This is a genomic window from Parendozoicomonas verongulae (assembly GCF_009711465.1).
Lineage (GTDB): Bacteria > Pseudomonadota > Gammaproteobacteria > Pseudomonadales > Endozoicomonadaceae > Sansalvadorimonas > Sansalvadorimonas verongulae.
The window spans coordinates 1-7,452 of record NZ_SMME01000725.1 but is presented as its reverse complement, the minus strand read 5'-3'; the positions used below and the strand labels follow the sequence as shown (position 1 = coordinate 7,452).

The 7,452-nt window shown below is 48.3% G+C and carries 5 protein-coding genes and 1 pseudogene; 3 read left to right on the top strand and 3 right to left on the bottom strand.

What is annotated here, in order from left to right; translation table 11 throughout:
* A pseudogene (locus tag E1189_RS26165) lies at positions 1–119 on the top strand (HU family DNA-binding protein); the annotation flags it as partial.
* Between the two features lie 141 nt (positions 120–260).
* Here the strand turns inward: E1189_RS26165 and E1189_RS04040 are convergent.
* From E1189_RS04040 to E1189_RS04030, 3 genes are all read right to left on the bottom strand, one after another.
* A complete protein-coding gene (locus E1189_RS04040; protein ID WP_155158782.1) occupies positions 261–1,031 on the bottom strand; it encodes an ankyrin repeat domain-containing protein in 771 nt (256 codons plus the stop codon).
* 175 nt (positions 1,032–1,206) lie between these two features.
* A complete protein-coding gene (locus tag E1189_RS04035) occupies positions 1,207–2,511 on the bottom strand; it encodes an OprD family outer membrane porin (protein ID WP_196221176.1) in 1,305 nt (434 codons plus the stop codon).
* Between the two features lie 302 nt (positions 2,512–2,813).
* Positions 2,814–4,148 (bottom strand): OprD family outer membrane porin, encoded by a 1,335-nt coding sequence (locus E1189_RS04030; protein ID WP_155158780.1) that lies wholly within the window; start codon positions 4,146–4,148, stop codon positions 2,814–2,816.
* A gap of 450 nt (positions 4,149–4,598) precedes the next feature.
* Here E1189_RS04030 and aspS point away from each other — a divergent pair, with 450 nt between their 5' ends.
* The gene (gene aspS / locus E1189_RS04025) at positions 4,599–6,383 is read left to right on the top strand and encodes an aspartate--tRNA ligase (protein WP_155158779.1); all 1,785 of its coding nucleotides are present in this window, start codon (positions 4,599–4,601) and stop codon (positions 6,381–6,383) included.
* Between the two features lie 243 nt (positions 6,384–6,626).
* Positions 6,627–7,452 (top strand): hypothetical protein (locus E1189_RS04020; RefSeq protein ID WP_155158778.1); only part of this gene is annotated, 826 nt, incomplete at its 3' end.

Sequence of the window (7,452 nt, the reverse complement as noted above, 5' to 3'; positions counted from 1 at the left end):
AAAAAAATGTCCCTAACCCTTTCCGCCCTGGAGAACTTATGGATGTGGCAGCAAAGCCAGCCTCTATCCAGGTTAAAGTGCGTCCTTTGAAAAAACTCAAGGATTTTGCAACCTCCTGAACCCTGTTGAATCGGCCGGTTGTTAATGACTGTCTGCATGCGGCAGTACTTGCACCGGCCGATGATTGCCTCCTCTTATCTATGTAGTTTCTTGCTGAGAACCTTTTCATAGTTTATCGGTGTTTCTCTCCAGCCTGATCTTTAAGGCCACAATTTTGAGCGGTTCTGTAAATGGATAGTAGAAAATCCATTTAACAAGGGAGGTTCTGCAGTGGAAGCGGTTGCTACTGACCCGTAAGCACTGTGGTTACAGATTGCCTGATTGAGCATATGAATGATTGCTGTATACCGGTCATACTTGTCAGGATTCCACCTTCTAAAAAAAGGTCTACCTTGTTTTGCAGCGCTTAATGGGCTTTTGGTAAGAATCAAATTCATCCTCCATTTCTGAAACGGATCAGCACCGCTGCGAAGTAAACTTCTCACCATCTCTGCGTGACCGTCCTGCGCCGCGTGAAATAAAGCTGTGGCACCTTCCCATTTATGATTAATGCCTATCCCCTTAGTGTTCACTAAAATTTTAACCACCTCAGGCTGGCTGTGCATAGTCGCTTGCAATAAAGGAGTGATACCTTCCCATGTGTTGTTGATGTCTATCCCCTCAATTCTCACCAACATTTTAACTACCTCAGTATGTCCATTCTGCGCCGCAAGAAAAAGACCATTAGTATATGTGCCAGACGCTCCGCTGATGAAACGTTTGTTAACATCAAAATCGTCCTGATCTATAAAAAATTGCACTGCTTTTACGTTCCCTTCACGGCAGGCCGCCAGGAAATCGTGCTCATCACCGTATTCTCTTTTCAGTATCATTGGATATTCACCTGCGCCCAGTGCCTTTGCGCAAAACACGAAAACAAAGAGGAAAAAACTGGCGTAGATCCACCGCTGTTTCTCATGAACACTTAACATAGTGCAGCCCACGAACCGTCATTACCAAAGGGGTATGAGGTGTGGCAGTCAATAAGGAATCTATCAAGTTATTTGAGCGGAGGAGGGCGTTAGTTTTCGTAGTGAATGCTGTAGCGGCTTAAAAACCGCCTCATAAGAGGCGGTGGGGTATATGGGAGGGTGGTGTTAGTGTTGCCTAGAAGACAGCAAAATCGTAGGTGATAAGCACCCGGGTGTCCTTCTTGGTTTCATCGTTGGTCTTACCTGTTGCGTTGGCATCATACTTGGCGTGACGCAATGTGAACTTCAAGCCATCCATTTGTGGCACTGCGTAATCAATACGGACATTGTATTCGCTGGTGTTTACATCCTCGTCGGAGCCGGAGTTGTTGATTTTCCCGGTCACGTACAACGCTGAGGCGCTCAGGCCATCCAGCATGTCGGAGAAGTCATACCCTACCTTGACCTTATAAGAGGTTTCGTTTTCATTGTAGAAATCGTTAATCTGAACGGAGTTGTATCCGTTAAACTCGGTTGAGTCTTCGCCACCTTGCCAGGGGACACCAGCATCCGGTATGCCGCCTTTGGCATCACCAATATCTGTCATGCTGACCGAGGTACTGAATTTTCCAAAGTTCATACCAGCCATCAGACCAAACCAGCTAAGGCTGCTTTTTTCACCGCCGGCTTTATTGATAAATATATCCTCACTATTACCAATAACATGAACCTTGCCGTACTGAGCCCCAAGCATGACTGAGGACATGCTGTTGAGATCGAAGGAATAACTGGCATCGGTGTAGAGGGCACTTGCTGCATTGTTTTGTTTGCCGTAAGCCGCGCCAAGGTTCAGTCCGTGGCCTTCATAGGATATGCCAAACGTTTTAACTGCCTCTTTCTTGAACGTAACTTCACCATCATCTGTCAGACTATGAGCGGCCTGGTAATCCTCATAACCAGATTGGGTTCTGCTATTCCCCTTTTTGGCTACGGCACCGTAAAAAGTGAAACCTTCCATAGTGTAATCCGCATAAAAGGCTTCTGTTGTGCTTGGCAGGGAGCGCGAGTCGCTTTCATTCAGTAAAGGAGTGTCTAAAACCATGCGACCGTACTTGGCAACACCTTTGTCCATAAGATTGACTTTCACGGCGCCGAAGTTTTTGCCAAAGCTATGACCTTTGTTTTTACTGTCTTTCTGGAGGAGGTCGTTCGCAGTGGATGTGCCGCGGCTTTCAGTGGCCTTAAGGGTATAGTAAGAACTTAAATCAATACCAATAATGTTGGCAAAATAACCGGATGAAAAATCAGCTCTTACAGCTTGAACCCAGGATTTGTCTTTATCGGACTTTGCTGTGCCTTTCTGCACATCTTTGTTCATGTAGAAATTTCGCAGATGGATGTTCAGAGAACTGTCATCCATAAACTGCTCAGCTTGAGCTGAGGTGGCAGCGAGGGCTGAAACGATAGCTACACTAAGTGCGCTTTTGGATAGGTTTTTCATTATGGCAACGGCTCCTTGGTGTTGTAGTTTTTGGCGTTTGCTTTTATGGCAATTACCAAACACATTGCTTCCAATCTTTAGAAACTTCATACAACTGCATGGAGCAAACGGCGTGCCTCCCCGGGCAACTGCACATAAAATGCTTGTGCATTCTTATTCTTCAACAGGTTTTCAGGAAATGCAACATAGAGAGGGAGAGTTTCTTAATAGGCGCGAATGGGTGATATGTCGATTTTATCTTTTTTATAAGAGGTAGCAGACACTGGCTCGTTAATTCCTTACCAGTGCCTGCTGTCTTTGAGTTAAATAATGGGAAGAGTGTAATTCACAATCAGCCGGTTCTCATCCAGAGATACGCTTTTATCTGCACTGTGTACAGTAGCGTTTCTCCAGGTGATGGACAGGCCATCAAGGGAGCTGTTACTGAATGTGTAACTCAGATCCGTATTGCGTTCCCATTCGTGCTGTTTTTTAGTGTCTTTATCTTTATAGCTGCCATGAACATAGCGAGTCATCAGCTTTAAGCCGGGAATGCCCAGGCTATCAAAGGAGTAATCAATCCGGGCCTGCCAGGATTTTTCATCTTTTCTATTGAAATCAAGGATTTGAACTGCATTCCAGGTAACAAGACCATTGTTGTCACTGCCGCCCCAGTCATAGTCAAGCTCGTCTCCGATAACGCTCTGGTATGAGAGAAGGAAAGAGAGTGAATCCACTGAAAGCTGAGTTGCCAGGTTCCACAGCTTACTATCCAGCTTGCCACCATTCTTTGTGTAATAGTGACCATCGTCTTTAACAGTCTGATAATACCCATCCAGCATCAGGCTGGTTTTGCTGCCCAAGTCCAGAGTGTAAGAGGCATTGAGGAAGTTTTGTTTCTTGAACTTGTCTGCTTTACCTGTAGAGGCATGCAGGGTGAGCTCGTCCAGAGAGTATTTAGCCCCGATAATACCAACCTTCCAAGTGTCGCCATTATCATTTTTGTAGGAATGAAAGCCTGACTCTGTCCGGTCAGACGCTTTGTCAGAATACAGCCCATAAAACTCCAGACCGCAGGCTTCCATTTCACCGTAGATGCCTTGAGTGGTGGAAGGGGTTGCCCGGGAGTCGTTGTCGTTCAGCAGAGGAGTATCAATGAACATGCGGCCAGCTTTGAGGTTGGCGTTCAGATCATCGTTACCGAAACGGGCTTTCAGATAGGCTTGGCCGAGTTTACTGTAACTTTTCTGGTCAGCAACAATTTTGCCGTTTTTGGGGTGAGCGTGTCCTGGTCTCAGGGCGCCGGAACCAAACTTCTCTTCATCGCCTACCAGTTTCAGGTTGCCGAACAGGGAGGCGTCAAAGCCAATCAGGTCATCAAAGTAACCGGACTTGAGGTCCAGACGGGCAGCCTGACTCCAGGATTCCACAGTGCCGGGCTTTTTATTATTACTGTCCTTATCCAGATGTTTTTCCTGATAATCACGGTTGAAGTAAAAGTTACGCAGGCTGAGGTCAACGGAGGTTTCATCCATCATGTCACTGAATGGTGCTTCACGCTGCTCTGCCAGCGCTGGTAAAGCCATAGCAGATACAATGGTGGCGACAGCCATACTGGTAAGGGTTCTGCCTTTAACCGGCACTTTTGTTGTTAACATTCGATACTACTCCCACTTTTACACTGTTTTTGTAACGGACTGCTGTAAGGGTGCAGGCATATTCTGCTGGCTATGGAATAGTCAAAGACTGGGATTTGTGCAAATTCATGATGTAACCGCGCAAAACCGTGATGACAATTTACGCATCCCTTGTGATAATGATCGGTCATTTGTGAGATCAGGATTTTTGGGCGCTATTTCATGCCTGTAGATGAGTATCTTTGTCAGAATTGTGGGATGAGTCACCGTTTAAAAGCCGGTGTCTTGTACGAGACTGATTTCAAAGGCAAGCAGAAGAAAAATCTGGCAACAACAGATAATCACTGTCCTGGGAAAGACACCAAAAGCGGCTGTGGTTCCTGTGCGGCAACCAGCGACTAACCTGCGATCAGGATTGGGAATAGTCAGGCCCGGCGTAAGCCGGCATAAAGCAAGAGTTAGAGGTTAACCATGCGCAGCCATTACTGTGGCGACATCAATCTGGGCCATAACGGCGAAACAGTCACTCTTTGTGGTTGGGTGCACCGTCGCCGTGATCACGGTGGCGTTATCTTCCTCGATCTGCGCGATCGTGAAGGTATCGCACAGGTTGTGATTGACCCGGATACTGAAGAGGCCTTCGCACTGGCAGACAAGGCCCGCAGCGAATATGTACTGAAAGTGACCGGTCGTGTACGCCCGCGTCCTGAAGGTACCGTGAATCCCAATATGCCCACCGGTGAAATTGAAGTGCTGGGTAAAGAGGTGGAAATCCTCAATGATGCCCAGACACCTCCTTTCCAGCTGGACGGTTACACTGACGTTGGTGAAGACGTACGCCTGCGTTATCGCTATATGGATCTCCGCCGTCCGGAGATGCAGGAAAAGCTGATTATGCGCAGCAAGGCGACCCGTATGGTGCGTAACTACCTGGAAGAACGTGGTTTTCTGGATATTGAAACGCCGGTTCTGACCCGTGCCACCCCGGAAGGTGCCCGTGATTACCTGGTACCCAGCCGTGTGCATCAGGGTTCTTTCTACGCGCTGCCTCAGTCTCCACAGCTGTTTAAGCAGCTGCTGATGGTGTCTGGCTTTGACCGCTACTACCAGATCGTAAAGTGCTTCCGGGACGAAGACCTGCGTGCCGAGCGTCAGCCAGAATTTACCCAGATTGATATCGAAACGTCCTTTATGAACGAAGAGGACGTGATGGCAACCACCGAAGAGATGGTTACCAGAATGTTCAACGAACTGCTGAGCGTTGATCTGGGCGCGTTCCCACATATGACTTTTGCCGAAGCCATGCAGAAGTACGGCTCCGACAAGCCAGACCTGCGTATTCCGCTGGAGCTGGAAGATATCGACGATCTGGTTGCCAGCGTTGATTTCAAGGTCTTTAATGGCCCGGCTAACGATCCGAAAGGCCGTGTGGCTGCCCTGAAACTGCCACAAGGTGCCACCAAACTGACCCGTAAGCAGATTGACGACTACGGCAAGTATGTCGGCAACTACGGCGCGAAAGGTCTGGCCTGGGTGAAGGTCAACGAGCTGGCTAAGGGTGTTGAAGGTCTGCAGTCGCCTATCCTGAAGTTCCTGGGGGAAGACGTAGCCCTGAACATTATGGCGCGTCTGGAAGCCAAAGACGGCGATATCATCTTCTTCGGTGCCGACAGCGCCAGCGTTGTGAACGATGCCATGGGCGCACTGCGCTGCAAGCTGGGTGCAGACCTTGATCTGTACACTAAAGCGTGGGCACCACTGTGGGTTGTGGACTTCCCGATGTTTGAAGAGAATGGTCAGGGCGGCCTCACGGCACTGCATCACCCGTTCACCGCGCCAACCTGCACACCAGAAGAGCTGGAAGCCAACCCGGAAACTGCTCTGTCCCGTGCTTACGATATGGTGATCAACGGCTACGAAGTGGGCGGTGGTTCCGTACGTATTCACAAACAGGATATGCAGGAAGCGGTATTCCGCGTACTGAATATTGATGAAGAAGAGCAGCGTGAGAAGTTCGGCTTCCTGCTGGACGCTCTGAAGTTCGGTGCGCCACCCCACGGTGGTCTGGCCTTCGGTCTGGACCGTCTGGTGATGCTGCTGTGCGGCACAGACAACATCCGTGAAGTAATTGCCTTTCCGAAAACTCAGTCTGCCGCTTGCCAGATGACTCAGGCCCCAAGCCCTGTTGATCCTCAGCAGCTGCATGATCTGAATATCCGTATTCGTCGTGATGCCGCGTCTGCGACCAGTCACTAAGCGCCTGCGGCGAGTGATTAAGAGCACGACCAGTCATTGATTGAAAATATCGTGACAAAAAAGGCCGAAACCTGTGAGGGTTTCGGCCTTTTTTCGTCTGCCAAGGCACCATTTTCTGTTCCCTGTTAATCATGGGCACTCCTGCTGTGCTGGCCGGTCAGTATTGATGTGCTAACAGGATTGTTTGGAATTGTTTTGAGCAGGTTTTGTCCATCAGGTTAGGGATAACGGAATGGGATAAAGATGAATATTTTCACAAATTGTCTGTCAAGTATGCTTGGATACAGACAGCCTATCGGAGGAGAAGCAGAACAACAAGAATCAAGGTTACAGGAAACTTTTGTTCCACCTGACCACCCCGTAAGCAAAAAGCTTGATAGTCTTGCACGGGCTATGGAAAGTGAGTTCAAAAACGAATTGCTGAGCACCCGGTTTTCTTTTCTCAATGATCTTTTAGGTGATGGTTCCTTGTCGCACAGAGGTAATAAAAGTAGCGACAAATGGAGGGCATCTCTGATCCGCAAGAATCTGATGGATATAAAGGCTTCTGTGGAAAAGGGCGTTTATCCGGTGATTGATGCGCTGGCTGATATCAGGGAGAAAGGACGATCCTGGTTTGAAATTATGTTGCTTCTGCATTTTGCTGGATATCCAACAGAGCGATTGACCAATGCCGAGATTGGGCTGGATGATTATCGCGGAGGGCTGGGTCAGAACGTTGTTTTTTGTGCGGTTTTTGATCAGCTCAGGGCGTGTGGTGGCGCAAGAAGTATCGATGACTGCTTTCAATTTCTTTCATGGCTGGCCTGTCTGGATATACCTCATTCTTATCCTGATCAATGTGTAACATCATTAGTTCAGCCATGGTTTCTGTCTATGCGGCCGGAGTTTTGTGACACTGTGACGGAGTCGGTAGCGGAGTCACGGTCAGGTTACAATCCCAACTATCCAGGAACGTACACATCGCGTTTTAGCGACCCAAAGGTTCCTCTTTGTTTTTATAACGGGTTTAGTGATTATTACAATTACTTTCAGCCAGAGATGTTATCGGCAGCGCTTGCGCATGTCC

What these genes read in the sequence shown, in the direction of transcription:
- E1189_RS04040 (WP_155158782.1), bottom strand. Translation starts at nt 1,031, where the DNA reads ATGTTAAGTGTTCATGAGAAACAGCGGTGGATCTACGCCAGTTTTTTC.
- E1189_RS04035 (WP_196221176.1), bottom strand. Translation starts at nt 2,511, where the DNA reads ATGAAAAACCTATCCAAAAGCGCACTTAGTGTAGCTATCGTTTCAGCC.
- E1189_RS04030 (WP_155158780.1), bottom strand. Translation starts at nt 4,148, where the DNA reads ATGTTAACAACAAAAGTGCCGGTTAAAGGCAGAACCCTTACCAGTATG.
- aspS (WP_155158779.1), top strand. Translation starts at nt 4,599, where the DNA reads ATGCGCAGCCATTACTGTGGCGACATCAATCTGGGCCATAACGGCGAA.